24 protein-coding genes and 1 riboswitch are annotated in these 26265 nt (G+C 66.0%); of the genes, 10 read left to right on the plus strand and 14 right to left on the minus strand.

All coding sequences use genetic code 11. The features are described 5' to 3' along the window. The first annotated feature begins 127 nt into the window (after positions 1 to 127). The 3 genes from ASB57_RS23210 to ASB57_RS23220 all read left to right on the plus strand — a co-directional run bounded on the left by ASB57_RS23210 (position 128) and on the right by ASB57_RS23220 (position 2555). Entirely contained in the window at positions 128 to 415 is a 288-nt protein-coding gene (locus ASB57_RS23210) for an acylphosphatase (RefSeq protein WP_057654337.1), read from the plus strand. A 170-nt stretch (positions 416 to 585) separates the two neighbouring features. Further along, complete coding sequence (locus ASB57_RS23215; protein ID WP_057654338.1) at positions 586 to 1491, plus strand: alpha/beta hydrolase; 906 nt, start codon at positions 586 to 588, stop codon at positions 1489 to 1491. A 161-nt stretch (positions 1492 to 1652) separates the two neighbouring features. Beyond that, the gene (locus ASB57_RS23220) at positions 1653 to 2555 is read left to right on the plus strand and encodes a phytanoyl-CoA dioxygenase family protein (RefSeq protein WP_057654339.1); all 903 of its coding nucleotides are present in this window, start codon (positions 1653 to 1655) and stop codon (positions 2553 to 2555) included. Here the strand turns inward: ASB57_RS23220 and ASB57_RS23225 are convergent. Further along, complete coding sequence (locus tag ASB57_RS23225) at positions 2552 to 3835, minus strand: amidohydrolase family protein (protein ID WP_057656371.1); 1284 nt, start codon at positions 3833 to 3835, stop codon at positions 2552 to 2554. The genes ASB57_RS23220 and ASB57_RS23225 overlap by 4 nt on opposite strands. A 198-nt stretch (positions 3836 to 4033) precedes the next feature. Here ASB57_RS23225 and panE point away from each other — a divergent pair, with 198 nt between their 5' ends. From panE to ASB57_RS23240, 3 genes are all read left to right on the plus strand, one after another. Beyond that, on the plus strand, positions 4034 to 4960 hold the full coding sequence (gene panE / locus ASB57_RS23230; RefSeq protein ID WP_057654340.1) for a 2-dehydropantoate 2-reductase: 927 nt from the start codon (positions 4034 to 4036) through the stop codon (positions 4958 to 4960). Between the two features lie 175 nt (positions 4961 to 5135). Next, complete coding sequence (locus ASB57_RS23235) at positions 5136 to 5579, plus strand: nuclear transport factor 2 family protein (protein WP_057654341.1); 444 nt, start codon at positions 5136 to 5138, stop codon at positions 5577 to 5579. 3 nt (positions 5580 to 5582) lie between these two features. Continuing rightward, complete coding sequence (locus tag ASB57_RS23240; protein WP_057654342.1) at positions 5583 to 6107, plus strand: nucleoside 2-deoxyribosyltransferase; 525 nt, start codon at positions 5583 to 5585, stop codon at positions 6105 to 6107. 24 nt (positions 6108 to 6131) lie between these two features. Here the strand turns inward: ASB57_RS23240 and ASB57_RS23245 are convergent, their stop codons facing one another. From ASB57_RS23245 to ASB57_RS23260, 4 genes are all read right to left on the minus strand, one after another. Beyond that, entirely contained in the window at positions 6132 to 6383 is a 252-nt protein-coding gene (locus ASB57_RS23245) for a hypothetical protein (protein ID WP_057654343.1), read from the minus strand. A 164-nt stretch (positions 6384 to 6547) separates the two neighbouring features. Further along, positions 6548 to 7267, minus strand: a complete 720-nt coding sequence (ribB, locus tag ASB57_RS23250) for a 3,4-dihydroxy-2-butanone-4-phosphate synthase (protein ID WP_057654344.1) — start codon at positions 7265 to 7267, stop codon at positions 6548 to 6550. A gap of 106 nt (positions 7268 to 7373) precedes the next feature. Next, a riboswitch (FMN riboswitch) is annotated at positions 7374 to 7528 on the minus strand. Between the two features lie 156 nt (positions 7529 to 7684). Beyond that, a complete protein-coding gene (locus ASB57_RS23255; protein ID WP_057654345.1) occupies positions 7685 to 8251 on the minus strand; it encodes an SET domain-containing protein in 567 nt (188 codons plus the stop codon). A 56-nt stretch (positions 8252 to 8307) separates the two neighbouring features. Further along, complete coding sequence (locus ASB57_RS23260) at positions 8308 to 8781, minus strand: Lrp/AsnC family transcriptional regulator (RefSeq protein WP_057654346.1); 474 nt, start codon at positions 8779 to 8781, stop codon at positions 8308 to 8310. A 129-nt stretch (positions 8782 to 8910) separates the two neighbouring features. On the opposite strand from ASB57_RS23260, the gene ilvB reads away from it, so the two are divergent. Next, positions 8911 to 10818 carry a biosynthetic-type acetolactate synthase large subunit gene (ilvB, locus tag ASB57_RS23265; protein WP_369822748.1) on the plus strand — a complete coding sequence of 636 codons (1908 nt, stop codon included), beginning with the start codon at positions 8911 to 8913 and terminating at the stop codon, positions 10816 to 10818. Here ilvB and ASB57_RS23270 read toward each other — a convergent pair. Beyond that, a complete protein-coding gene (locus tag ASB57_RS23270) occupies positions 10815 to 12248 on the minus strand; it encodes an aldehyde dehydrogenase family protein (protein WP_057654347.1) in 1434 nt (477 codons plus the stop codon). The two genes, ilvB and ASB57_RS23270, sit on opposite strands and share 4 nt — an antisense overlap. Positions 12249 to 12532: 284 nt before the next feature. Next, positions 12533 to 15226 (minus strand): DNA topoisomerase III, encoded by a 2694-nt coding sequence (locus tag ASB57_RS23275; protein ID WP_057654348.1) that lies wholly within the window; start codon positions 15224 to 15226, stop codon positions 12533 to 12535. Positions 15227 to 15287: 61 nt separating this feature from the next. On the opposite strand from ASB57_RS23275, the gene ASB57_RS23280 reads away from it, so the two are divergent. Further along, positions 15288 to 18005 carry a GDYXXLXY domain-containing protein gene (locus tag ASB57_RS23280; protein ID WP_057654349.1) on the plus strand — a complete coding sequence of 906 codons (2718 nt, stop codon included), beginning with the start codon at positions 15288 to 15290 and terminating at the stop codon, positions 18003 to 18005. Here the strand turns inward: ASB57_RS23280 and gluQRS are convergent, their stop codons facing one another. Together gluQRS and ASB57_RS23290 are read right to left on the minus strand one after the other, a co-directional pair. Beyond that, the gene (gene gluQRS / locus ASB57_RS23285) at positions 18006 to 18950 is read right to left on the minus strand and encodes a tRNA glutamyl-Q(34) synthetase GluQRS (RefSeq protein WP_082622057.1); all 945 of its coding nucleotides are present in this window, start codon (positions 18948 to 18950) and stop codon (positions 18006 to 18008) included. It abuts the gene before it with no gap. A gap of 200 nt (positions 18951 to 19150) precedes the next feature. Then, positions 19151 to 19612, minus strand: a complete 462-nt coding sequence (locus ASB57_RS23290; RefSeq protein ID WP_057654350.1) for a DUF494 family protein — start codon at positions 19610 to 19612, stop codon at positions 19151 to 19153. A 311-nt stretch (positions 19613 to 19923) separates the two neighbouring features. On the opposite strand from ASB57_RS23290, the gene ASB57_RS23295 reads away from it, so the two are divergent. Beyond that, positions 19924 to 21009, plus strand: coding sequence for a DSD1 family PLP-dependent enzyme (locus ASB57_RS23295; protein WP_057656374.1), 1086 nt, complete (start codon positions 19924 to 19926; stop codon positions 21007 to 21009). 99 nt (positions 21010 to 21108) lie between these two features. On the opposite strand, the gene ASB57_RS23300 is transcribed toward ASB57_RS23295, so the two are convergent. From ASB57_RS23300 to ASB57_RS23320, 5 genes are all read right to left on the minus strand, one after another. Beyond that, a complete protein-coding gene (locus ASB57_RS23300) occupies positions 21109 to 21837 on the minus strand; it encodes an amino acid ABC transporter ATP-binding protein (RefSeq protein ID WP_057654351.1) in 729 nt (242 codons plus the stop codon). Continuing rightward, on the minus strand, positions 21818 to 22474 hold the full coding sequence (locus tag ASB57_RS23305) for an amino acid ABC transporter permease (RefSeq protein WP_057654352.1): 657 nt from the start codon (positions 22472 to 22474) through the stop codon (positions 21818 to 21820). The genes ASB57_RS23300 and ASB57_RS23305 overlap by 20 nt, the downstream gene beginning before the upstream one ends. Continuing rightward, entirely contained in the window at positions 22471 to 23139 is a 669-nt protein-coding gene (locus tag ASB57_RS23310; protein ID WP_057654353.1) for an amino acid ABC transporter permease, read from the minus strand. Before ASB57_RS23310 ends, ASB57_RS23305 begins: the two co-directional genes overlap by 4 nt. Positions 23140 to 23150: 11 nt before the next feature. Next, a complete protein-coding gene (locus ASB57_RS23315) occupies positions 23151 to 23933 on the minus strand; it encodes a transporter substrate-binding domain-containing protein (protein ID WP_057654354.1) in 783 nt (260 codons plus the stop codon). Between the two features lie 224 nt (positions 23934 to 24157). Next, entirely contained in the window at positions 24158 to 24850 is a 693-nt protein-coding gene (locus tag ASB57_RS23320) for a GntR family transcriptional regulator (protein WP_057656375.1), read from the minus strand. 108 nt (positions 24851 to 24958) lie between these two features. On the opposite strand from ASB57_RS23320, the gene ASB57_RS23325 reads away from it, so the two are divergent. Further along, on the plus strand, positions 24959 to 26242 hold the full coding sequence (locus ASB57_RS23325) for a M20/M25/M40 family metallo-hydrolase (RefSeq protein WP_057654355.1): 1284 nt from the start codon (positions 24959 to 24961) through the stop codon (positions 26240 to 26242). The last annotated feature ends 23 nt before the right edge of the window (positions 26243 to 26265 follow it).

Raw genomic sequence — 26265 nt, forward strand, 5'->3', positions numbered from 1 at the left:
CCCAGGGGGCGGCACTGGCGGACCGGCAAAGCCGGCTCCGCTGTGCCCCCGATGGCGGGGCCATCTCTTCGGTTGCGCAGATGTGGAAAAATGCGGGGATTATCCGTTTTTCTTTGCAGACACCGTCATGGCCAGTGATTCCCATATCGAAACCGTCCTCGTGCAGATCCGCGGCAAAGTGCAAGGCGTGGGCTTCCGCCTGTCCACGGTTCGCCGTGCCCATATGGTCGGTGCGACCGGCTGGGTGCAGAACCTGGAAGACGGTAGCGTCGAGGCCATGGTGCAAGGCACGCCGGAACAGGTGGACGCCATGCTGGAATGGCTGGGCCGCGGCCCGCCGAACGCCATCGTGCGCGGCATCGACTCTGAACGCCAGTTCATCGACAAGCGCTTCGGCAGCTTCCAACAGCTTTGAAACATGCCCTGCTGGCCGCCCTTGGCTGGGCGTCCCCGGCTGACCTTATTGTTCGGTGGGTCGAAATAGTTTAGTCGCGGGGCGCGGGTTTATCCCGCGCCCGGCATTCCCTATCCTTATCCCATCCTCAATTCGCCCATTTATGCTTACCGGGCAATGGTTTATGCATCATGTCCTTCTCCGCCCCCGCCCCCCGCGCGGGCCTCGACGCCGCCACCTGTGGGCGCGTCCCGGCCGATCTTCCTGACCACCCGGCCCCGTCCGTCCGCTTCTATGGACGGCGCCGCAGCGATGGCCCGACGCCCATCATCGTCCACTTCCACGGCGGCGCCTTCAATTCCGGTTCCCTGGACAGTGGCGGCAAGGTGGGGTCCCTGCTGGCCGCCGCCGGCGCCGTGGTGCTGTCGGTCGACTACCCGCTGGCGCCTGCCCATCCTTTCCCCGCCGCGGCCGAGGCCGGCTATGCTGTCCTTGAGTGGGCGCAGCGCAACCGCCGCCTGCTGGGTGGCCGGGGCAGCCCGCTGCTGGTGGCCGGCGAGGAAGCCGGCGGCAACATCGCCGCTGCCGTGGCATTGATGGCGCGCGATCGCGGCGGCCCGGAGCTGGCTGGCCAGATCCTGCTGTCGCCCATGCTGGACGCCTGCATGGGCACGGCGTCGATGCGTGACGCCCACGCCAGCGAGCAGGCTACGCTGTGGGCCGACGGCTGGAAGCAGTATCTGCCCTGTTATTGCGATGCCGGCCATCCGTATGCCGCGCCGCTGGTCAATACCCGTCTGGGTGGCCTGGCCCCGATGCTGCTGCTCACGGCGCGCGACGATCCCTTGCGCGATGAGGCCGTCCACTACGCGCGCCGCGTCCGCCAGGCCGGGGTGCGCGTGACCCAGGCCATCGTGGCCGGCGCGACTGACTGGCCCGCCGCGCTCATCGGCGCCGCCGGCGTCCCAGCCGAGTGGGATGATGAAGTTTTGGCACAAGTCTTTACTTTCCTGCTCACCCATCCGTCCGGTGCGGTATCCGTCGCGCGGTCTAGTGCGCCAGCGGCGATGGTTCGTAGTAGTACTGCGCGTGAATGAAGCGAACAGACCATTCGGCTGCCGATGACGCCGAATGGTCTTTTCCGTTTAAGACCGCCGCACTAGCCGCGACGGGCGATAGTTGCAACAAGAGGCAAGGGCTACCTTAGCGGCCACAACCTTCCGATCCCGGCGGGTTGCCCCAAAAGCGGAGCCCCAAGGTGAAAGAGCCTCTCCCCCTATCGGCAAACGTGACGTCCGAGTACGAGAAGAACGGATATATCTCCATCGATACGATGTGCCCCCCCGAGGAAGTGCAGGAAATCCGGAAAACGCTGCTGCAGATGTTCGAGAACCGGACCGGCTACAACGAGGGTGCGCAGTACGATTTCTCCAACCGCGACGATCCGGACAAACCGCAGGTCTTTCCCAGCCTGCACGATCCCTCGCACTATGCGCCGGAACTGCTGAAAACCAACTACCACAAGCGTGCGCTGGCGATCGCCCGGCAGCTGCTGGGCCCGGACGCCGCCTTGTACGGCGAACACGCCTTGCTCAAGCCGGCGCGCCTGGGCCCGGAAACCCCTTGGCATCAGGACGAAGCCTTCCGTTCGCCGGACTTCGAATATCGCGAGCTGAGCATCTGGCTGGCGTTGCAGCCGGTGGGCGCGGTCAATGGATGCATGCAGTTCATCCCGGGCTCGCACCGGCAGGACGTGCTGGAGCACCGTTCGCCGGGCTACGACAAGGCCCTGCATCCGCTCGAATGCTGCGCCGACTTTCCGCGTGAGCAGGCCGTGCCCGTGCCCCTGCCCGCCGGCGGTTGCACGATCCACGACATGCGCACCTTGCATTACACCGCCCCGAATACCTCGGAGGCGCCGCGCCTGGCCTACATCCTGATCTTCAACGTCCCGCCCACCTACAAACCCGGCCTGCGTGAATTCCCGTGGCTGGAAGGTCGACGCACCGACAGCCAGGAACGCAAGCGCGAATGGCATCGGCGTGGCGGCATCGCGGTGGAGGTCATGCGGCGCCTGCCGCGCGCGCGCCTGACCAGCGGCAAGTGGATGGCGTGGGCCGCCATCCGCGCGGTCAGCAAGGTGTGGAACCGGCCGCGCTAGATCGGCGGGCGGGGTGTCATGAAAGACACCGAGGCAGGCCGCCCGTCCAGATGCAGACTGGCCGTGGCGGGTGGCGTGCTGGCGATGATCTTGCCGGCGCGCATGACCAGCAGACGGGTGGCGCGCAGCCGCAAGGCTTCCACGGGGTCGCGCGCCTGCAGCAGCACCAGGTCCGCGCGCTTGCCGACAGCCAGCCCGGTGTCGTCCAGACCGAGTATGCGCGCCGGCGTGTCGGTGACCGCCTGGAAACAGGCGCGCATGGCATCCTGCCCGGTCATCTGGGCGATGTGCAGCCCCATGTGCGCGACTTCCAGCATGTCGCCGCTGCCCAGGCCGTACCAGGGGTCCATCACGCAATCATGGCCGAAGGCGACGGGGACGCCAGCGGCCAGCAGTTCCGGGACGCGCGTCATGCCGCGCCGCTTGGGATAGCTGTCGTGGCGGCCTTGCAAGGTGATGTTGATCAGCGGATTGGCGATGGCGGCCACGCCGGCTTCGGCGATCAACGGGATCAGCTTGGATACGTAGTAGTTGTCCATCGAATGCATGGACGTCAGATGCGAGCCCGTCACGCGGCCCTGCAAGCCTAGTCTTTGCGTGTGATAAGCCAGCGTTTCGATATGGCGTGAAAGCGGATCGTCGCTTTCGTCGCAATGCATGTCCACGCGCAGGCCGCGCTCGGCCGCCAGTTCGCACAGCACGCGCACCGACTCGGCGCCGTCCTGCATGGTGCGTTCGAAATGCGGGATACCGCCCACCACGTCCACCCCCATGTCGAGCGCGCGTTTCAGGTTGTCCAGCGCGCCGGGCGCGCGCAATATGCCGTCCTGGGGAAACGCCACCAGTTGCAGGTCGAGATAGGGGCGCACGCGTTCCCGCACGTGCAGCAGCGCTTCCACGGCCAGCAGGCGGGGGTCGCACACATCGACGTGGCTGCGTATCGCCAGCAGCCCTTTGGCGACGGCCCAGTCGCAATAGGCCAGCGCGCGATCGACCAATGCTTCCTGGGTCAGCGCGGGCTTCAGTTCACCCCATAAGGCGATGCCTTCCAGCAAGGTGCCGGAGCGGTTCACGCGCGGCTGGCCGTAGGACAGGGTCGAGTCCATATGGAAGTGCGCGTCGACGAAGGGAGGCGCCACCAGCTGCCCGGCGGCATCGACGGTCTGCCCGGCGGGCGCGGTCAGCGCCGCTTCGATGGCGGCGATACGCCCGTCGGCGACAGCGATGTCCATGCCTGTCCGTCCGTCGGGCAGGCTACAGTTCTTCAACAGAAAATCCATGGGCATGCGCCCCTCCCTGCACGGCGATTTGAGCCCGTGTAGCTTATCCGGGCCTGCCGGGTTTGAACAATGGGGCTATCCCAGTGATCAAACCGACACGCCAGCATGGGCGGACAGCGGACGCGGCACGCGCGGACGGCGCATAATCGCGTTTTGTTTGAACGGGCGCCCACGGCGCCTCGCAATCCGGAGGCAGATATGCGTATGTTGTTCCTGGGCGCCGGCGGTACCGGCGGCTATTTCGGCGGCCGTGCCATCGAGGCCGGCGCCGATGTCACGTTCCTGGTACGTGAACCGCGCGCCACGCGTTTGCGTGAACAGGGCCTGCGGATCAAGAGCCCGGTGGGCGACAGCGTCATACAGCCCAAGCTGGTCACCGCCGACACCCTGGATGGCCATTACGACATCGTGGTGCTGGGCTGCAAGGCCTACGACCTGGACAGCGCCATGGACGCCATCGAGCCGGCCATGGGCCCCGACTCCGCCGTGCTGCCCATCATGAACGGCATGGCGCATTTCGATGCGCTGGAACTGCGCTTCGGACCACATCGCGTGCTGGGCGGCCTGTGCCAGATCATCGCCACCCTGGGACCGGAAGGCGAGGTCGTGCAAATGGGCAAGAACGCCAGCCTGGTGTTCGGCGAGCGTGCCGGCGACCCCCGCAGCGCGCGCTGCGTGGCGCTGGAAAGCGCGCTGGCCAAGGCCAACTTCACGTCCCGGCTCAGCGACAACATCCATCAGGACAACTGGGAGAAATTCGTCTTCCTCTGCACCCTGGCGGCCGCGACCTGCCTGATGCGCGGCCCCGTGGGCCTGATCGTCCGCAGCGACGACGGCGCGGACATCATCCTGTCCATGCTGGGCGAGGCCCAGGCCATCGCCGCGGCGTCGGGGTTCAAGGTGCGGCCGGAAGCCGACACCGCGGCGCGCAAGGTCCTGTCCGACGCCGACAGCCCGGTTACCGCATCCATGTTCCGCGACCTCAATCAGGGTTTGCCCGTGGAGGCCGACCATATCGTTGGCGACATGGTGAAGCGCGGAGCCGCCCTGGGCATCGCCACGCCTTATCTGCGCGTCGCCTATAGCCATTTGCAGGTTTATCTGGCCCAACGCGCCGCTCGTTGATCGCGCACACCCCCAGCCGCCCCTGCGCGGACGGCTGGGAACTGTGGCGGAAACGCCAACGTTCGCTACAAGGCTTTGTCACAGATCTGGTCAATTATTTGTAAACTGGCACATTCTTGTGGTCTCGGCAGGCTTGCCGCGGCCACCACTCGTCTAGGGATGTGACCCGGGAATCATGAAACTGCTATCGATTGTCGCGGGCCTGACGCTCGCGGTCGGACTGCTCGGCGGTGCGCATGCCGCCAACAGCGGCAGCAAGGAACTCGTGCTGGCCTACTACCGCATGATGTTCCAGGACAAGGAGGTCGAGCAGGCGATGAATACCTACGTCAGCAAGAACCTGATCCAGCACGATCCCTATCTGGGCGATGGCGCGGCCGCCATGACCGACTTCTTCGTGCCCTACTACGAGCAGCATCCGCAAGCCACCGCCGAGATCAAGCGGGTGGTCTCCGAGGGCGATATCGTCGTCGTGCATGCCTTGTGGAAAGAGACGCCGGAGGACACGGGGCAGGCGATGATCGATATCTTCCGTGTCGAAAACGGCAAGATCGCCGAGCACTGGAACGTCAGTCAGGACCTTCCCGAGAATCCCGCCAACAAGAACACGATGTTCTAAGGCATGCCTTTCCGTATCTACCTTGCCGGCTTCGACGTCTTTCGGCCTGATGCCGTCGCGCATGGCCAGGCGTTGCAGGCGCTGTGCGCCCGGGTGGGCATGGAGGGCCTGTATCCGCTGGACAATCAGGCGCCCGCGGGTCTCACGGGCCCGGATCTGGCGCACTGGATCTATCGCGCCAATGTGCAGCTGATCCAGTCCGCCGATGGGGTCATGGCCAATCTCAATCCCTTTCGCGGCAGCGAGCCCGATTCCGGCACGGCTTTCGAAGTCGGCTATGCGATCGCGTTGGGCAAGCCGGTGTGGGCCTACACCCAGCAAGGCGGCAGCGTGGTCGAGCAGGTCAGCGTGGGCCAGGCCAGCGACGCCGCCGGCCCGCGGCACATCGATGCCAACGGCTACACGGTGGAAGACTTCGGCATGAACCTGAACCTGATGCTGGCATGCAGCGCCACGGTCGTGGTGGGTGATGCGGGGGAATGCCTGAAGCGCATCGCCCACCAGCTGGGGGCCGCTAAATCATCGTGAATCTTTCCACGATGTGCCGCCGCCTTACGACCCAGATTGCTTGTCCTCTACGTTCGGCGCTTGCACGGGCGCCCGGTAACGGTCGAACTTGTGTTTGTTCGCCATGGGCATATGCGTCCGCCTCGGCTGTTTTGATAAATCTATAGGCGGATATGGTTGCTCCGCCAGCGACGTTTCTTCCAGGGCCGCCAGGCCTTTGAGGCCATTCGCATCAGTGCTGGTGGTGTCATCAGCCGGGCGCTGTGAGACCGCGCCGGATGTGCTTTCGACTTTCATGTGATCTCCTTCATGTCGGTTGAAAAAAGAAAAGAGAGACGCTGTCGTCTCTCGTTTTCTACCTCGCTGTGTAAGGCGAAGTCCGCTTGAAGTTCCGAGTCACATTCACGATCGGAAATGTCGCGGGCTTGATCGGATAGTCCGGCGCCAAGGCCGGCCGGCCATCAAGCCGCCGCAGCCTGCTCCACCATGGCTTCCTGCGCCGTGCTCGATTGCAGCAAGCCGCGGCGGTAGTCGGCCAGTTCGGCGATGGTCAGGCTGACCAGGCCATGATTGGCCGCATAACGTTCCAGCGCGGCGCCGCGCATCATCGTGCCGTCGGCATTCATCAATTCGCACAGCACCGCCGCGGGACGCAGGCCTGCCAGCATGGCCAGGTCCACCGAACCTTCGGTATGGCCGCGGCGCGTCAGCACGCCGCCGGGTTGGGCACGCAGCGGGAACACGTGGCCCGGGCTGACGATGTCGCTGGCCTGGGCATGCGGCGCGATGGCGGCGCGGATGGTGGTGACACGGTCCGCCGCCGACACGCCGGTGCTGACCCCTTCGCGCGCTTCGATGGAGACGGTGAAGGCGGTGCCGTGGCGGCTGCCGTTGGCGGGCACCATCTGCGGCAGTTGCAGGTGATCCAGGGCTTCGTCGGTCAGGCACAGGCAGACGATGCCGCTGCCGTCGCGGATCAACTGGGCCATGACGGGCACGGTCAGCTTGTCGGCGGCGACGATGAGATCGGCTTCGTTTTCACGATCGAAGTCGTCCATCACGATGACGGGGCGGCCGATGCGCAGATGCTGCAGGGCGCGCGCCAGGCGCATGGAAAACGGCTGGGCATTCAGGGCCGGAGCGGCCGACGCGGTGGGCAGGGAATTTTGAAGCTGGGACATTGAAACGCTCTCGCAAGGTAAGTGGGCGAAAAACGTTTCAGGGCAAAGACCGTATGCGCAAACGTCACGCAGGCCCGTGAGGCCCGCGTTTGGGGTGCGTATGCCGGCACATCTTCTCTCATCCGGACTATGACCGTCGGCTCTGGACTTGGACCAGATCTGCTGACTCCGGCCGCCGTTGCGGACTGCCGGACGCTCGCGGGCTCGTCGCTTTCGCAACCTACCGCCGGTGGGGACTTGCACCCCGCCCTGAAGACGTACTGCACGCCGCCCGGTGAGGACGGCATGCGAGGCATTGTACGCCCGGCGCGTGGCGGATGGCGCCAATCCCCCGCTCCCGGCATGGGCGGAAGCTTATATAAATCTGTATAAGTCCTATCCGCCGCGCTTATAAATCACCCTGCAGAGCAGCTGCGCTCAGGCCGTTGCGGCAGCAGATTCCGCGGCGGCCGTATGGGCAGTATCCGCCTTGGCCTTGGCTTCGGCCTGGGTCTTGGCCTGGGCCTTCTTCTTGGCCTTTTCGGGCAGCGCCAGCATGGTGCCGCGGCATTCGACCGCGCCGCACAGGCACTTGTAGCCTTCCTTCATCGCCTTGGTGATCTTGCCGTCGAGCACCAGGCCATAGTCGTACAGCAATTCCGTGCCGCGCGGCAGATCGCGCACCGCGACGATGTAGACGCGCTTGCCGCTCTTGCCTTCCTGGGCCTCACAGTTCGGCGCGCAGCTGTGGTTGATCCAGCGCGCGTCATTACCGTTGTCGCCACCGTCGATCACCTTGCCCGACGTGGTGGAGAAGAAGAAGGTGTGGAAGGGATCGTCCGGGTTGGTCGGATGGCGCCGGTCGGCTTCCTTGGCGCTGATGCGTTCGCCGCCGTATTCGATGATGCGGGTACCGGCGGGAATCTTGCGGGCCGCGAAAACGCCGTTGCCGTGCAGCTTGGAGCGTCGCACTACGTGCCAGGGTTTGGAAGTATCGGTGGTCATGGACAGCCAGGTTGGGAGTGGGCGCGAAGTGAGCGTCGCCGCATGGGATGCGGGGATTATATCGGCGTGGGCGGTGTCAGCGGCAGCATGGTTTCCTTCAAGCGCCGCAAGACGAAGCTCGATTTGCTGTGGCGGATGCCGGGGATGCGATAGAGCTGTTCGCGCAGCAGGCGCTCGTAGTCGCGTGTGTCGCGCACCGCGATGCGGATGAAGTAGTCGTAGTCGCCGGAAACCAGGAAGGCTTCCAGCACTTCCGGGATCTGCGCCAGCGCGCGGCCGAATTCGTACAAGGTTTCCTCGCTGTGGCTTTCCAGCGTCACGTGAACGATGACCGTGTCCATGAAGCCCAGCGCCGCCGGATCGATGTTGACCGTGTAGCCGCGTATCACCCCCGCGGTCTCCATGCGCTTGATGCGATTCCAGCACGGGGTGGACGACAGCCCGACCGCCGCGCCGATCTCGTTCAGACTCGCCCGCGCGTTGTCCTGCAAGGCCCTGAGAATGGCCAGATCGAATTTGTCGAGATGCATGGGTTCCAGCGGCAGCGCCGCCCCTTAAGGAGATTTTTCGCGACTTTATGCGACAGGAAGGAAAATTTACTTCATGGCGACTCAAAAACGAGAAAAACAAGATAAAAATTCCGTAAAAGTCCCCGTAATATGTTTCACATGAATGCTCCGCTCCCCACCGCCGCCCTCGCCGCCGATATGCCCGCGTCCGACACGTCCGCTCAAACGGCCCGTCCCATCCTCAAGGCCCGCGTCCGGCCCGGTCCCGCGACCGCCCCGCAAGCCGCCGAAGCCGCCCAGGACGCGCCCCGCAATGGCGCCCGCATCCTGCTGGAAACCCTGGTCGCCAATGGCGTCGACACGGTTTTCGGCTACCCGGGGGGCGCCGTGCTGCCCCTCTATGACGCCCTCTACAACGAGCCGCGCCTGCGCCACGTCCTGGTGCGCCACGAACAGGCCGCCGTGCATGCCGCCGAAGGCTATGCGCGGACCACCGGCCGCACCGGCGTGGTGTTCGTCACGTCCGGTCCCGGCATGGCCAACACCACCTCGGGCCTGCTGGACGCCATGTGCGACTCCATCCCGGTGCTGTGCATCAGCGGCCAGGTGGCGACGTCCGCCATCGGCACCGATGCCTTCCAGGAATGCGATGCCATCGGCATCTCCCGTCCCATCACCAAATGGAACACGCAGATCCGCGCCCTCGACCAGGTGGCCGACACGGTAGGCCGCGCCCTGGCCTTGACCCGCCAGGGCCGTCCCGGCCCCGTGCTCGTCGATTTCCCCAAGGACGTGCAGCTGGCCTTGCCCGCCGACCAGGACGATGCCTTGCCGGCCAGCGAACGCCAGGGCGTGGCCGCCTTGCGCGCCCGCCGCCAGGCCGGCAAGGCCCCGCTGAAGCTGCCGCAAGCCGCCGTGCGCCGCGCCGCCGCGATGATCGCGCAGGCGCGCCGGCCCGTGTTCTACGGTGGCGGCGGCCTGATCAACGCGGGCCCGGAAGCCTGCGCCGCGTTCACCGAGCTGGTGCGCCATACCGGCGCGCCGTGCACCTTGACGCTGATGGGCCTGGGCGCCTTTCCCGCGTCGGATCCGCAATTCGTCGGCATGCTGGGCATGCACGGCAACTTGGAAGCCAACCTGGCCATGCATCATGCGGACCTCATCGTCTGCATAGGCGCGCGCTTCGACGACCGCATCACCGGCCGGCTGGCGGACTTCTGCCCGCATGCGCGCAAGATCCATATCGACATCGACCCCGCTTCGATCAACAAGGTGGTGCGGGTGGACGTGGCCATGGTGGGCGACTGCCTGCCGCTGGTGACGGCGCTGCGTGAGGAATTGCCCCAGGCCGTGCCGGCCGAGCAGCTGCATGCCTGGTGGCAGCGTATCGAACGCTGGCGCGCCAAGGATTGCCTGCGCGTGACGCCGAGCGCCGACGCGATCCTGCCGCAACACCTGATGCAAAGCCTGCAAACAGCCTTGACCGGCCGCGACGCCATCGTCTCGACCGACGTGGGCCAGCATCAAATGTGGGCGGCCCAATACTTGAAGTTCGAGTTGCCGAATCGCTGGCTGACCTCGGGCGGCGCCGGCACCATGGGTTATGGCGTGCCTGCCGCCATCGGCGCCCAGGTTGCGCATCCGGACCGGACGGTGGTGTGCGTCAGTGGCGACGCGTCGGTGCTGATGAACATCCAGGAGATGTCGACGGCCTTGCAGCACGACACGCCCGTCAAGGTCGTGCTGTGCAACAACGGCTACATGGGCATGGTGCGGCAGTGGCAGGAATTGATCCATGGCGGCCGCTACAGCCACAGCTATAACGCATCCCTGCCCGACTTCGTGGCGCTGGCGCGCGCCTTCGGCTGGGAGGCCGAGCGCGTGTCCGACCCCGCCGAGCTGGACGCCGCGCTGGCCCGTTGCCTGGCCAGCACGCGTCCGTTCTTCCTGGATGTCTGCGTGGCCGAGCAGGAGAATTGCTTCCCCATGATGCCGGCCGGCCAGGGCCACCATCGCATGATGCTGGCCGAAGGCGTGTGGTACGAAGACGAGTCCTAATCGTGCTTGATCGAAATCGTCTTCAGCACGGTGAAGCTGTATAGCGCTTCGAAACCCTTCTCGCGGCCATGGCCACTGGCCTTGACGCCGCCGAAGGGCAGCTCGACACCGCCGCCCGCGCCGTAGTTGTTGATGAAGACCTGGCCCGCCCGCACCTTGCGGGCGATGCGGAACTGGCGGCCGCCGTCGCGCGTCCAGACGCTGGCCACCAGGCCGTAGTCGGTGCTGTTGGCGATGCGGATCGCGTCGGCTTCGTCATCGAAAGGAATGGCCGCCAGCACCGGGCCGAACACTTCATCACGGGCCAGGCGATGGGTCAGGGGCACGTCGCGCAGCAGGGTCGGCACCTGGTAGTAGCCTTCCGCCGGCGCGCCCTGTTCCAGGCTGCCTTGCGCGACCGTCGCGATGCCGTCCTTGCGCGCGTCGGCCAGGAATTCGGCCACCCGCGACTGCTGCGATTTGCGAATCAGCGGGCCGCAGTCGAGGTCGCTGCCAGCCGGACCGGCACGCAAGGCGGCAAAGGCATTGCCCAGCCGGTCCAGTACTTTTTCATAGACGCTGCGTTGCACCAGCAGGCGGCTGCCCGCCGAGCAGGTCTGGCCGGCATTCTGCACGATGGCATTGACCGCCACCGGCAGCAGCGCATCGATGTCGGCGTCCTCGAAAACGATCTGCGGAGACTTGCCGCCCAGTTCGGTGGTGACCGGCGTGTGATTGGCGGCCGCGGTCTGCGTGACCAGGATGCCGATGCCGGGCGAGCCCGTGAAGGAGATATGGTCGATGCCGGGATGGCGCACCAGCGCATCGCCCGCTTCGTGGCCGTAGCCGGTGACGATATTGAGCGCGCCGGGCGGGAAGCCCACATCCGCGGCCAGCTCGGCGACACGCAGCAGCGACAGGCAGGCGTCCTCGGCCGGCTTGACCACGCAGGCATTGCCGGCCGCCAGGGCGCCGCCGACGCTGCGGCCGAAGATCTGCAGGGGATAGTTCCAGGGCACGATGTGGCCGGTCACGCCATGCGGTTCGCGCAGCGTAAGCACGGTGTAGCCGCTCTGGTAGGGCAGCGTCTCGCCATGCAGTTTGTCGGCGGCGCCGCCGTAGAACTCGAAATAGCGCGCGATGGCGGTGACGTCGGCGCGCGCCTGTTTGGTGGGCTTGCCGCAGTCGCGCGATTCCAGCGCGGCCAGTTCGTCGAAATGCTCCAGCACCTTGTTCGACAGTTTCAGCAGCAGGCGGCCGCGTTCGGCCGCGGTCAGCTTGCCCCAGGGACCTTCGTAGGCACGCCGCGCGGCTTGCACGGCCCGGTCGATGTCGGCGGCGTTGCCGCGCGCGATGCTGGCGAATTCCTGTCCGGTGGACGGGTCGACCACGGGAATGGCGTCGCCTGAAGCAGGGGCGACGGAGCGATTGTCGATGTAGTGCTGCTGCATGGCCGTGGAATCTCCTGTGCGGTGGCCGGCGCCGCGGGGGCGTGGCGCCCGGTCTGTCTCTTGGAATATCGGGATTCTTGTCCGGCGCGGGCATGCAAGCGTGCGCCGGCCGTGCCCACAGTCTACGCCGCCGGCGGCGCCCAGGCCAAGTGGGAGGGGGGCAAGGCCAGATGGGACGGTGAAGGCCGCGCGCCGCCATGCAAACGGGCCCGCGCCGGTATTTACCGACGCGGGCCCGTGTCAGGTCGCGCTGCCAGGCGGAGCGTGGCGCCCCGCCTGCTGGATCACGCGGCCGTCTTGCGCGGCGCGGCCTTCTTGGCGGCGGTTTTCGTCGCCGTCTTGCTGGCCGTTTTGGTTGCGGTCTTCGTGGCCTTCTTGGCCGCCGTCTTGGTAGCCGTCTTCGTTGCAGTCTTCGTTGCAGTCTTCTTCGCGGCTGCCTTCTTGGCCGGCGCCTTCTTCGCCGCGGTTTTCGCCGCAGCCTTTGCCGGCGCCGCCGCCCCACCTGCCGTCTTGCGCGCCGGCTTGTCGCCGCGCGGTTCGAATTCGAAGCCTATCTTGCCGTCGGGCTGGCGCACGAGGAAAGCCTTGAATTTGCGGTTGGTGCGGCTGGAGACGAAGCCGTCGAGCAGCGCGGTGCGGCCGTCATTGAGCAGCTTCTCCATCTGTTCGCGCGAGATTTCCTGTTGCAGGATGACCTTGCCCGAACGGAAGTCGCAGCTCTTTTCCGGTCCCACCGATTTCTCGCAGACGAAGCTCATGCCGTGCTCGAACACCCGCGACTGGCACTTCGGGCACGGTCCCACGGTCGTCTGGCCGGAGAAATCGACAGGCTCGTTGTCGTCTTCGCTGCTCTGGCCAAAATCGAACTCCAGCTTGTTCTCGCCGGTGATCCGCAGGATGGCGGCGAACGGCCGGCCCATCTTGCTGATGAAACCTTGCAGCGGGCCGATCTCGCGCTTCGCCAGCAGCTCTTCCACTTCCGGCAGTTCGAACGTGCGGCCGCCCGGGTGCTTGCTGATGGAGAAGTCGCAATTGGTGCAGGCATAGCGCCGGTAGTTCTCCTTCACGACGCCGCCGCAGTTCGGGCATGGCGTCTTCAGGGTGGCGTAGTCGCCCGGCACCGTGTCGCGTTCGTATTCCTTGGCGCGTTTGACGATGACCTGGGTCATCTGCGCGATTTCGCGCATGAAGGCGTCGCGGGCCAGGGCGCCCTGCTCGATCTGCTTGAGCTTGTGCTCCCATTCGCCGGTCAGTTCGGGCGAAGTGAGTTCGGACACATCCAGGCCGGACAGCAAGGTCATCAACTGGCGCGCCTTGGCGGTGGGCACCAGGTCACGGCCTTCACGGCGCAGATAGACTTCGTTGAGCAGGCCTTCGATGATGGCCGCGCGCGTGGCCGGCGTGCCCAGGCCGCGCTCCGACATGGCTTCGCGCAGTTCCTCGTCCTCGACCAGCTTGCCCGCGCTTTCCATGGCGGACAGCAGGGTGCCTTCGTTGTAGCGGGCGGGCGGCTTGGTGCTCAAGCCCACGGCTTCGATATCTTCCGTGCGCACGGACTCGCCGTCTTGCACCGGCACCAGGTTGGCGTCTTCGTCCTGGGCTTCCTTGCCGTAGACGGCCAGCCAGCCCGGCGCCACCAGCACCTTGCCGTCCGTGCGGAAGCGATGGCCCTGCACTTCGGTCATGCGGGTGGTCACGCGGTATTCGGCGGCCGGGAAGAACACCGCCAGGAAGCGCTTGAGCACCAGGTCGTAGAGCTTGGCTTCGGCTTCGCTCAGATCGCGCGGCACCTGCAGCGTGGGGATGATGGCAAAGTGATCCGACACCTTCTTGTTGTCGAAGATGCGGCGATTCGGCTTGACCCAGTTCTGTTCGATGACCTTGGCCGCGTGGCGCGACACCGCGCCGGCGGGTCCACCGCCGGCTTCGGATACCGCGCGCATGGTGTCACGCACCGTGTTGATGTAGTCCTCGGGCAGATAGCGCGAGTCGGTACGCGGATAGGTCAGAGCCTTATGGCGTTCATAGAGCGTCTGCGCCAGCGACAGCGTGGTCTTGGCGGAGAAGCCGAAGCGGCCGTTGGCTTCGCGCTGTAGCGACGTCAGGTCGTACAGGGCGGGCGACAGCTGCGAGGACGGCTTGGATTCTTCCGTGACCGTGCCGGGTTGTTCGCGGCAGGCGGCCACCACGCTTTGCGCCGCGGCCTGGGACCACAGGCGCGATTCACGCTTTTCGGGATCGCGATCGTCCTTCTTGAAGTCGGGGTCGATCCAGCGGCCGTCGTAGATGCCGGCGGCGGCGACGAAGCTTGCGCGCACTTCCCAGTAATCACGCGGCACGAAGCTGCGGATGCGGTTTTCGCGTTCGTTGACGATGGCCAGCGTGGGGGTCTGGACCCGGCCCACCGGCGTTTTGAAAAAACCACCGTCCTTGCTGTTGAAGGCGGTCATGGCGCGGGTGCCGTTGATGCCCACCAGCCAGTCGGCTTCGGCGCGCGAACGGGCAGCCGCTTCCAGCGGCTTCATCTGCACGTCGTCGCGCAGATTGGCGAAGGCCTCGCGGATGGCGGCCTGCGTCATCGACTGCAGCCACAGGCGCTGGACGGGCTTGTTGACCCCGGCGTATTGAACAATGTAACGAAAGATCAGTTCACCTTCACGGCCCGCGTCACAGGCATTGATGATGGCGTCGACGTCCTTGCGCTTGATCAGGCGCACCAGCAGCTTCAGGCGCTCGCTGGAGCGCTTGTCGGCCGGTCCCAATTCGAACTGGGGGGGGATGACGGGCAGGTGCGTGAAACTCCACTTTCCTTTGACCGGGTCGTTGGGAGCGACCAGTCCGAGCAAATGGCCGATGCTGGAAGCAAGAACGTAACGTTCGCTTTCAAAGTATTCCCCCTCACGCGTAAAGCCTCCCAGGGCGCGTGATATATCCAGGGCAACCGAGGGCTTCTCGGCAATAATCAACGTTTTGCTCATGAGTATCCAATGGCGGCGGTCCGCCGCAGTAGCGCGGATGATAAGAGGGGAGATTCGCCAGATGCAAGTCGCCGGCTCGTCGCAAGCAGGATCGGAACAGCACATATGGCGCCGATTCCTGGCCCGAACCACTCTGGCCCTGGGTCTGCTGCTGCTGGCGAGCGCCGCCTTGTGTTGGGTTGCGGCGAATTGGCCTCTTTTTTCCAAGATACAACGGTTATCCAGTGTCCAGGGTGTGATGACGGTCGTCGGCGTGTTGGCGATCGCCCTCTATGCCCGTGGCGCCAGCGGCTCCAACGCCAGGCACGGAAGAGCAGCGGTGCTGGGGCTCGCGACGGTTTTGCTGGGCGCGTTGCTGGCCTTGATAGGCCAAACTTACCAGACCGGCGCCGACAACTGGGAATTGTTCGCCGCCTGGGCGGTCCTGATGCTGCCCTGGGCGCTGGCGGCGCGCAGCCAGGGGCTGTGGTTGCTGTGGGTGCTGCTGGTCAATGTGGCGGTGGTTCTGCTGCTCGGTGAACGGGTGCTGGCCTGGTGGGGCGTTTTCGACGGCCCAGGCTTTCCCAGCCTGGTGGTCGCCGGCCTGAATCTGACCCTGCTGGCGGTCTGGGAGTTCAGTGCGCACCACTGGCGGGCTCGTACGGGCATCGGGCCGCGGGTGCTTGCTCTGCTGGCGGTGGGCGCGCTGGTCCTGGCCCTGGTGCTGGGCGGCGTGCTTGGCGTGAAGAATCTGGCGTCGTATACGGGAGCGGCCTGGGTTGCGGTCACCCTGGGTCTGGCGGCCTTTTACGTGCTGCTGCGGCGCGATCTGGTCATCCTTGCGCTGCTGGCGGCCGGGGTGATCTGCGTGTCGCTGCGCGTGGTGGGCGAATGGCTGATCGATCTGGAGCCCGGCATCTGGGTGGTGCTGCCGCTGGCGGGCCTGCTGATGGGCGAAGCCGTGCTGGCGGCGCGCTGGCTGCGGCGGCTGGCACGCACGAGCCCGGCATGGTCGCCGGCGCCGGCTGGGGCCCAGACCGGTGACCAGACCGGTGCCCTGGCCCAGTCGGGCACGCTCGCTGACGCGGAGCCCGCCGGCATTTCGGCGGGTGTGGACGTCGAGCCGGCCGTGCCCCTGGCGGATGACGCGGGCCGGACGGCTGCGGCTGCCGAAATTGACAGGCCCGTGGGCCAGGTGGCGGCCGTGCCCGCCGACCGTGCCGCCGCGCCGTGGTTCGTCCAGGGCCTGCTGGGCCTGAGTGCCTGGCTGGCCAGTCTGCTGTTGCTCCTGTTCGTGGGCGTTTCCGGCGTCATCAACAGCGCGTCGGGCGCCCTGGTGGGCGGCCTGGTGCTGTGCGCCATCGGCGTGGCCATGGTGCGCGCCGCGGAGGGCCCGTTCTGGCGCCAGTGCGCCACCGCGCTGGCTTTCTGCGGCCAGATCCTGGTGATGGCCGGCCTGGCAGGCGCCCAGTCTCCCGCCGGCGCGGCGGTATTCGTGCTGGCGCTGGCCATCGTGATCTACCTGTTCGGGCCGGATGCCATCCTGCGCTTTCTCAGCGGCCTGACGATGGTGGTGGCGGTGTACCTGCTGACGGCGTTCGCCGTCGAGCGCGGCGATGCCTTCGACTCCCTGGTTAACGCGGCGCTGCGCTGGATCATGTACGACGAGCTGCGCGGCGTCGCCTTGTGGCTGCCCGCGACCTTGCTGACGGCGTGGGTGGCCGCGTTGGCGTTCCTCAGCAATCCACGCCTGTCGGCGCGCCGCCGTGACGCCTTGCTGCCGCTGGCCTGGTCGTTCGCGTTGTCCGCGCAGGCCGGCGTGGTGCTGGCGGCGGGCGCGCCCGTATGGCATCTGCCGGCGCTGTGGCGCGTGCATGCACCGTCGGTGATGTATCTGCTGTTCGCGGTGCTGCTGCCGGTGGTGGCCGCCATCGCGGTGCTGCATCCGCGCCGCGCCGTGCTCAACCGTGGCGTGCGTTACGGCGTGCCCTTGGGCCTGGCCGTGTTGGCGGGCTTCTGGCTGTCCTGGCCAGGGGTGGCCTATGCCCTGACCTGGCTGCTGTTGGGCTTCGGCCTGCGGCGCGCGCATTTGTTCCGCCTGGGTCAGGCCGCCGTGCTGTTGTCCCTGGTCTTCTATTACTACCGGCTCGACACGCCTTTGCTGTTCAAGGCCTCGTTGTTGGCCGGCGCCGGCGTCTTGCTGTTGTTGCTGCGGGTGGCCGTGTGGGCGGTGCCGCGTTTGCGGGGCGACGGGCCGCCGCGTGCGCCGCGGCCCGCGCAGGCGGCGCCATGGCGCGCGGGCCTGATCGCGGCTGGACTGCTGCTGTGCCTGGGGGTGGCCAACACGGCGATCTGGCAGCGCGAACAATTGCTGGCGCATGGGCAGGTGGTGCGCCTGGAACTGACGCCGCGCGATCCGCGCTCGCTGCTGCAGGGCGACTATATGGATCTACGCTTCGCCGCCGCGCAGGCGGTCGGGGACATGCAGGAGGGGTTGCCCGCCACGGACAACGTGCTCGATGCGCCCCGTGTCGATGCCTACCTGGTGCTGAAGCCGGACAATCAAGGCGTGGCGCGGCCGGTGCGCGTCCAGGCTGCCCCGCAGCCGCACGATGCGCAGGAGGTGGTGTTGCGCTACCGTCTGCGCGCCGCCGGCGTGCGCATCGTCACCAACGCGTATTTCTTTCCCGAAGGGCAAGGCGAACACTATGCCGCCGCCCGGTATGGCGAACTGCGGGTGGACGACAAGGGCACCGGTCTGCTGGTGCGCCTGCTCGGCGCGGACTTCCAGCCGCTTTGATCAGCGTATCCGCCAGCGCCTGACCCAGGCCGCGCAGGCCTCGCGCAGGAAAGCCGCGGGATCAGCGGCCGGCAGGGCCGTGAACCCGAGCGCCTGCCAGGCCTGGTTCAAGGTGGCGACAGGCTGTGCCAGATCCAGTGCCGGCGCGTGATTCTGCTTGGACAGCTTCAGGCCGCTGGCGGGGTCCAGGATCAGCGGCACGTGCATGACGCGCGGCGGGTTCAGTCCAAGCAGGCGGGCCAGCACTTGCTGGCGGGCCGTCGAGGTCAACAGGTCCGCGCCACGGACCACGTCGGTGACGCCCTGGGCGCCATCGTCGACCACCACCGCCAGTTGATAGGCCCACAGTCCGTCGGCGCGGCGCAGCACGAAGTCCCCGACGGCGTGCTCGACATCCTGGCGTTGCTGGCCCAGCCAGCGGTCCTCGAAGACGACGACGCCGGGCGGCACGCGCAGGCGCCACGCGCGCGCCGTGCGGCCGGGGGCCAGGCCATGGCGGCAGGTGCCCGCATAAGGCCGTTCGCCGTCCGCGGATGCGGGATCGGTCGGCATTGCCGCGCCGGCCTCGGCGATTTCCCGGCGCGTGCAGCCGCAGGGATAAACCAGGCCGCGCGCCGCCAGGTCGTCGAAGGCCTGTTGATAGATCGCATCGCGCGCGGATTGCCAGATCACGGCGCCGTCCCAATGCAGGCCCAAGGTTTCCAACTGGCCCATGATCACGCGGTCGGCGCCCGGTACGCTGCGCGGCTTGTCCACGTCCTCGATGCGCAGCAGCCAGCGGCCGCCGGCCGCGCGCGCGTCCAGATAACTGGCCAACGCGGCCACCAGGGAGCCCGCATGCAGCGGACCGCTGGGGCTGGGCGCGAAGCGGCCGACGTATTCGCCAGTGTCGGCGCGGCCGTCGGGCTGCGCGTGGGATTCAGCGCGAGGTCCAGCGTAGGTCATGGTGATGGGCAAAGGGTATGCAGGCGATACGCGACATTAAAACGCAAGCCGCCAAAAACAAACTGCCGAAATACAAAGCCGATAACAAAGCGCCGAAAACAAAGCGCTAAAAATAAACCACTGAAAACAAACCACCAAAAGCAAAACCGGCCCGTGGGGGCCGGTTTCGGTTGCGGAGGCAGCTGCCTCGCCGGTGCGTCTTAATGCAGGCGTCGCACGTCGCCGTCGTCGTCCAGCAACTCTTCGAGCACCAGATTATCGATGTCGGCTTCCTGGCTCCACAACACCATCAAGGCGGTGATCTTGAGCTTGGCCAGCGGCACGGGCGATTCAGGCGCGGCCAGGGCGCGATCGATGACGATCTCGCGCAGGGGGGCGGGCAGAACACCGGCGGTTTCCAGGAAGGTGATGAAGCCGATGGCTTCGGTACCCAGCTGGCGATACTCGCTGTCGGTGTAGATGCGCATGCCCGTGGCAGGCTGGGTGGCCAGGTCGACGCAACGTTCCGTCGTTTCCGCCAAGCCGTAGAGCCAGCCCAAGGCATCATCGATATCTTCGTGTTCGAAGCCTGCGGCCGCCAGGCGCTTAGCCAAGACATCCGCCGCGGGACAGGCTTGCGGCGTGTAGTAATTTTCGAAAAGGTATACCAGGATATCGAACATATGCGCCGTCTTCAGTCGTTGTATGCCCAGTCGGCCCGCTTATCGGCAAACCAGCAAACGTAAATTCACTTTACGCTTATTCATGCTGGGGGGCAACCGGCGCTGCGGGGCCACAACACCGGGAATAAGCGCAGAATTACGGACCTTATCAGCGAACTTACGATTTTTTCAGAGAAAATTCAGAAAGTTGATTGTATTGGCAATAACACATTGCACTTTGACAAGGAGAGCACGCGTTGGAGAACACCGACATCGACATTCAGGGTACCGGCCTGCCCGCGCTGACCCTTCCGCCACCCGCCCGGCCCGGCATGGCGCTGGCCGAGGTGGACACACCCGCCCTGATACTGGACCTGGACGTTTTCGAGCGTAATCTGCGCACGATGCAGGACTGGACGCGCCGCCACGATATCGCCCTGCGGCCGCATGCCAAGGCGCACAAGTGCCCCGAAGTCTCGCTGCGCCAGATTGCCCTGGGCGCGCGCGGCATATGCGTGCAGAAGGTCAGCGAGGCGTTGCCGTTCGTGGCGGCCGGCATCGCGGACATCCATATCAGCAATGAAGTCGTCGGCGAGGCCAAACTGGCGCTGCTGGCGCAATTGGCGCGGCGCGCCCGCATCAGCGTCTGCGTCGACCACGCGGAAAACGTCGCCGCGATGTCGCGCGCGCTGGCGGCGCAGGACGCCCGCGTCGACGTGTTGGTGGAGATCGATGTCGGCCAGGGCCGCTGCGGCGTCGCGTCGCCCACCGCCGCGCTGGAGCTGGCGCGCCGTGTGGAAAGCCTGCCTGGCCTGCGTTTCGCCGGCATCCAGGCTTACCACGGGTCCCTGCAGCATCGCCGCGGTCACGCGGAACGCGCCCAGGCTTGCCTGGAGTCGGCAGCACGCGCGTGGCAGTGCGCCGAGGTTCTGCATGAGCACGGCTATGCCTGCCCCATCATTACCGGTGGCGGCACCGGCAGCGCGGAATTCGATGGGCCGGGGGACGTCTATACCGAGTTGCAGGCTGGCAGCTACGCGTTCATGGACGTCGACTACGGCGCCAATGAATGGGCCGGCGAACTGAAATTCGACAACAGCCTGTTCCTCTTGAGCACGGTGATGAGCGTGCCGACGTCAGACCGGGTGGTACTGGATGTGGGTCTGAAGTCGACCACCGTCGAGTGCGGCCTGCCGAAAGTGCATGAACGCGACAATCTTCTGTATGTCGCCGCCAACGACGAGCACGGTGTCGTACGCGTGGCCGCCGGCACCAAGGCGCCGGCGCTGGGCGAGAAACTGCGCCTGGTGCCGGCGCACGTCGATCCCACGTTCAACCTGCACAGCGAGCTGGTGGCGGTGCGGGGCGGCGTGGTCGAAGGGGTCTGGCCGATCGCCGCGCGCGGACTGAGCCGCTAGGCCACGGTCGTCGGCAGGACGTGCAAGTGTCGCGTCCCGCCGGCGTCGGCGCCCCTGCGCCGCAGCGGGCGCCGACGCGCACCTTATCCGTGCGCGGCGCTACTGCGTCATTCCCAGGAACTGCCGCAGTTCCGGCGTGCGGGGAGCGCCGAAAACTTCTTCCGGCGGCCCGATCTCATGCACCTTGCCTTCGTGCATGAAGACCACGCGATCGCAGACTTCCCGCGCGAAGCGCATTTCGTGCGTCACCATCAGCAGGGTCATGCCGTCGGCGGCCAGGCCGCGGACAACGGCCAGCACCTCGTTGACCAGTTCCGGATCCAGCGCGGAAGTGATTTCATCGCACAGCAGGGCGATGGGCTGCATCGCCAGCGCGCGGGCGATGGCCACGCGTTGCTGCTGGCCACCGGACAGCTGGTCGGGCCACGCATCGAATTTGTGACCCAGGCCGACCCGTTCAAGCATGGCGCGGGCCAGCGGCTCCGCCTCGGCTTCCGGCAGTTTGCGGGTGACCATGGGCGACAACATGACGTTGCGGCCCGCCGTCAGGTGGGGGAACAGATTGAACTGCTGGAAGATCATGCCGACCTTGAGCCGCAGCGCGCGCAGATGCAGATCGTCCGGCACCAGCTTGCTTTCGGCCACCATGATGGCGCCGCTGTCCAAGGTTTCCAGGCCATTGATGCAACGTAGCAGCGTGCTCTTGCCGGAGCCGCTCTTGCCGATGATGGCGATCACTTCGCCCGGATCGATGCGCAGCGTGACGCCCTTGAGCACTTCATTCGCGCCGAAACGCTTGCGGATGTCTTCAATGGCGATGAGGGGCATTGAGCCTCCTTTCCAGACGCAGGCTGGCGCGCGACAGCGGCCAGCAGAGTGCGAAGTAAATCAGTGCGGCCACGCCATACACCGTGAACGGATTGAACGTGGCGTTGGTGATGATGGTGCTGGCCTTGGACAACTCGGTGAAGCCGATGATGGAGGTCAGCGCGGTGCTCTTGACGATCTGCACCGCGAAGCCGACGGTGGGCGCCACCGCGATGCGCAGGGCCTGCGGCAGCACCACGTAACGCATCTGCTGCACATATCCCATGGCCAGGCTGGCCGACGCTTCCCATTGGCCGCGATTGATCGATTCGACGCAGCCCCGCCAGATCTCCGCCAGGAAGGCGGCCGACCAAAGAATCAGAGCGCTGCCCGCGGCTACCCAGGCCGGCACGTCGATACCGGCCAGCGACAGCCCGAAGAAGGTCAGGAACAGCTGCATGAGCAGCGGCGTGCCCTGGAACAATTCGATGAAGGCCCAGGCCAGGCGGCGCTGCCAGCGATGGCGCGACACGCGCATCATCAGCACGGCCATGCCCAGCAAGGCGCCGCCGGCGAACGCGACCACGGCCAGCACTACCGTCCAGCGTGCCGCCAGTAACAGGTTGCGGACGATGTCCCACAAGGTGAAGGCCATCATCGCGGCGCCCTCCTGAACATGCGCTGGCCCAGCAGGCGCAGCAACTGGCGCAACAGGATCGCCAGCAGCAGGTAGATCACCGTGGTGACGATGTACACCTCGAAGGCGCGGAAGTTGCGCGACTGGATGAAGTTGGCGGCGAAGGACAGGTCCTCGGCGGCGATCTGCGAACACACGGCCGAGCCCAGCATCACGATCACGATCTGCGACGACAGGGCCGGCCAGATGCGCGCCAGCGCCGGCTTGAGCACGATGTGGCGGAAGACCTCCAGGCGCGTCATGGCCAGGCTGGCGCCCGCTTCGTATTGGCCGCGCGGCGTGGCGGCGATGCCGGCACGGATGATCTCGGCGCTATAGGCGCCCAGGTTCACCGCCATGGCCAGGCAGGCCGCCTGCATCTCGCCCAGCTGCACACCCAGGGCCGGCAGGCCGAAGAAAATGAAGAACAGCTGGATCAGGAAAGGGGTGTTGCGGATCAACTCGACATAGGCGGTGACGAAGGGCCGCAGCGCGCGTGGCCCCTCCGTGCGTGCCCATGCCGCGGCGATGCCGATGGCCACGCCAGCCACCGCACCGACGGCAATCAGCTCCACCGTTACGCCCAGTCCCTTGACGAGCACGGGCGTATAGTCGGCGATCGACAGGAAGTCGAATTTATAAGCCATGAGCGCGGTCTTTACAGGCCGGCGGGCAGGTCGCTACCTAGCCATTTCTTGGAGATGGTGTTCAGCGAGCCGTCCTTCTTGGCGTCGGCGAGGATGGCATTGACCTTGGCTTGCAAGGCCGACTCACCCTTGTTCAGGCCGATGTAGCAGGGCGAATCCTTGATCAGGAATTTGGTCTCGGGCTTCTTGGGCGGATTCTTGGCCAGGATGGCCGCGGCCACCACGTTGCCGGTGGCGATCAATTGCACCTGGTTGGACAGGAAGGCGCTGATGGTGCCGTTGTTGTCCTCGTAACGCTTGATGGTCGCGTCGCTGGGCGCGATCTTGCTGAGCTCGATGTCCTCCACCGCGCCACGTGTCACGCCGATGGTCTTGCCCGCCAGATCCGCGGCCTTCGTTGCCTTGATATTGGCCGGTCCGAATACGCCGTTGAAGAACGGCGCATAGGCATCCGTGAAGTCGATGACCTTCTCGCGCTCGGCGTTCTTGCCCATGCTGGAGATCACCAGGTCGACCTTGTTGGTCTGCAGATAGGCGACTCGGTTGGCGCTGGTCACGGGCACCAGCTCCACCGGCACGCCCAGGCGGCTGGCGATCAGCTTGGCCGTGTCGATGTCGTAGCCGACCGGTTTGAGGTCCGTTCCCACGGAACCGAAAGGCGGAAAGTCCTGGGGCACGGCCACGCGCAGGCTGCCGTTCTTGATGATGTTGGCCAGCGCATCGGCATGGGCGGCCGGGGCGCCGGCGAGGATGGCGGCGGCGGATAGCGCCAGCAGCAGTTGACGACGGTTCATGCAGGACTCCCTACGGGGTAAGAAGGTGGACGATTTGCACACCAGAACGGTATACAAAACTGTCAATGCAAGATCCGTGCCATTTTTCGCCGCAGGCATGGCGGGGGGAGCGTGGGCGAGTGGCGGGGTGTGGCGGCCGCAACCGCGCCCAATGCGGCGCATGCGGATGCACCACGCTGGTTAGCGCGCACTGCCTTGGTGCGCGGCGTTCCGTTGACGGCGGTTCAGCTTAGCAGCGCGGCGATCAGCCCGTTCCGCGAAGACGGATCGTCGCGGAAGTTCAATGCCTGTTCGACGTGTTCAAGATGCCGGACCATCAGCGCGCAGGCGGCTTCGACGTCACCTTTGCGGGCCGCGCGCAGGAATTCGCGGTGCTCGTCCGACGAACACACGGCATCCATGGTCGATTGATAGAAGGCCGTGATGACCGAGCTGCGCGCGGACAATTCACGCAGCATCTCGGTAAGCACGGCGTTGCCGGCGACCTCGGCCAACAGCAGGTGAAAATCCGCGAGCAGATGATTGCGCAGCTGCACATCTTCACCGGCCGCGCTCTTGCGCTCGTTCTTGAGGTGTTGCTCGATGCGGCGGTAGTCGGCGGGCGTGGCACGTGCGATGAATTCCCGCACCATCGCCGTTTCCAGGATGCGGCGCACGGCGAAGATGTCGCGCGCTTCCTCGGCCGTGGGCTTGCTGACGAAAGCTCCCTTGTCCGGGATGGTGGTGATCAGCTTGTCCTTGGACAACATCAGGAGCGCCGCGCGTATTTTCGTCCGGCTGACGCCGTACGCGCGCGCCAATGCTTCCTCACGCAGCCGCGTCCCGGGCGGTAGCCTGTGGGTGGTGATGGCGTGGGCGATGTCGGCGGCGATATCTTCGCCGGTCTGTTCCGGAGTGGAGGTGGGCTCTTTCTTCATGACGGCCTGTTGCACGATGCGGTGTAAGTCTAACCACAAATTTTCCGCACCGGGATTGCATACAAAAATTACATGCACTAAATTCAGCGCATGCCTATCGAGACTGCCATGGACACCTCGGATACCCCTGATACCCCGGATCCCCTTTATGCCGCGCTTTCGTCGTTCATCGATCGCGGTCACGCTGCTCAAGTGGACTTCCTGCGTGAAGTCGTGCGCGTGCCGTCCGACAATCCCGCGGGCGATTGCGCGCCCTTGGGGCATCGCACTCAGGCGCTGCTTACTGCACTGGGTCTGGAGGTCGAGGCGCTGCCCGTGCCCGAGGCCCTGGTGCTGGCCAACGGCATGCAGTCGGCGATCAACCTGATCGTGCGCAAGCGCTTCGGCGAAGGCGGGCCCGTGATCGCGCTGAACGCGCATGGCGACGTGGTGCCGCCCGGCCAGGGCTGGACGCACGATCCCTACGGTGGCGATATCGAGCAGGACCCTGAACATGGCCCGGTCATGTATGGCCGCGGCGTGGCCGTGTCGAAATCGGATTTCGCCACGTATACCTGGGCCCTGCTGGCCTTGCTCGATGCGCAGCGTCAAGGTGCGTCGTTGCACGGCACGGTGGAGCTGCATCTGACGTTCGACGAGGAAGCGGGCGGCGAGATCGGCCCGGGCCATCTGCTCGCTGAAGGCTACAGCAAGCCGGATTACGCGATATCCGCGGGCTTCGCCTACGGCATTACGTCGGCGCATAACGGTTGCCTGCACGTGGAGGTCGCGGTGCGCGGGCAGCAGGCCCATGCGGCCATGCCCGCTACCGGCGTCGATGCCCTGGAAGCCGCCACGCATGTGCTGGGCCGGCTCTATGCTTTCCGCGCGGAACTGGCACGGCGCGTATCGGCCACGCCGGGCATCGGTTCACCGTCGTTGACGGTGGGCTTGATCGAAGGGGGCATCAATACCAACGTCGTGCCGGACCTGGTCACCTTCCGCATCGACCGCCGCATCATTCCCGAAGAAGCGGGCCACGATGTGGAAGGCGAGTTGCGCGCCCTGGTCGATGCCGCGGTGGCGCAGCGGCCTGGCGTGACGGCGAGCGTGCGGCGCATCATGCAGGCGCAGCCGCTGGTGCCGCTGGCGGGCTCCGACCGTCTGATCGACCCATTGCGTCGGCACGCACAAGCGATCATGGGCGATGCGATTCCCGTGCAGGGCGTGCCGCTTTATACCGACGCGCGCCACTACACGCAGCATGGCGTGCCCACCGTCCTGTACGGCGCCGGGCCGCGCACGCTGATGGAGGCGCGCGGGCACAACACGGACGAGAACCTGCGCTTGAATGACCTGCTCAAAGCCACCAAGGTGGTGGCGCTGACGCTGGCGGATCTGCTGCGGCCGTAAAGCCGCGGTCACGAAACCGCGTT

This window comes from Bordetella sp. N (assembly GCF_001433395.1).
Classification (GTDB): domain Bacteria; phylum Pseudomonadota; class Gammaproteobacteria; order Burkholderiales; family Burkholderiaceae_B; genus Bordetella_C.